We start from the raw sequence: 904 nt of genomic DNA on the forward strand, positions 1-904 counted from the left end.
AAATATAAGTCCTAAAACTACATGCTTGTATTCACTAGCATCCATACTACCCCTAAGTTTATCCGCTGCCTTCCATAAAGTTTCTTCAAATCCAATGTTGCCTGTAACCTCTGCCATCTTTAAATCTCTCCTTTAGTAATTATAATCATCTAATACTTCAAAAAGTGCTGACTCAAATTCTTTTTGTTCATCCCCAGTAGAAATACTTTGAGGTAGTGCATTTAAGTAATGAGCCAATCCTTGTAATGTTTTATGCAGGATTATTTCTGTTCCTGCCTGTTCTAAAAGTTCTATAATTATTTTGTAGGTATCTATAAACGGATGTTTGTCTACTAGTTCTAAGCTTTCTTTAAATCTGCTTACAATCTTAGCTTTTTCTATGTTTCTATCAATTGCATTTATTTCTTCCTTATCATAAACAGGCGATTTATAAAATGTTTCTGCTCCTTCTTTTAAAGTATTCTCATAACCTTTTACAATAGGCTTTAAATCATTTTTTAGTTTTTCTTTTTGAATTTCAAGTTTTTCAATCTCATTAAGTTCTTTAGAAAAATAATTACTTTCTATATTAAAAAGCTTTTTTAGTGTGGGAATATATTTTTTAGGTATGTTTTGTTTTCCCTTTATCCATAAATTTATATTTTGTTTTTTTATACCTAATGACTCTGCAAGCTCAATGTGCTGCATATCATAAAGCCTTAAAATATATTCTAAACCAATCAATTACTCACCACCTGTTATTTAAAAATTGTCTGTGTCAATTTAATATTTATTATATTACTTTTTATTGTCTGTGTCAATAAAAATCGAGAATAAAACATGATTGTCCCACCAGTTAATATCTGGAATTGATTCCATAATATATTTATCCAACCAGCTTAAAACTTGCATTTATTTCCCAGAC

The 904-nt window shown here is 28.7% G+C and carries 2 protein-coding genes; both read right to left on the reverse strand.

Translation table 11 applies throughout. From position 1 onward, the window contains the following. On the reverse strand, positions 1-117 hold a 117-nt coding region (locus RBH29_RS17755; protein ID WP_306698346.1), incomplete at its 3' end, for a type I restriction-modification system subunit M N-terminal domain-containing protein. Between the two features lie 15 nt (positions 118-132). Next, complete coding sequence (locus RBH29_RS17760; RefSeq protein ID WP_306698345.1) at positions 133-723, reverse strand: YdaS family helix-turn-helix protein; 591 nt, start codon at positions 721-723, stop codon at positions 133-135. Between the last annotated feature and the right edge of the window lie 181 nt (positions 724-904).

This window comes from Herbivorax alkaliphila, assembly GCF_030848475.1.
Lineage (GTDB): Bacteria > Bacillota > Clostridia > Acetivibrionales > Acetivibrionaceae > Herbivorax.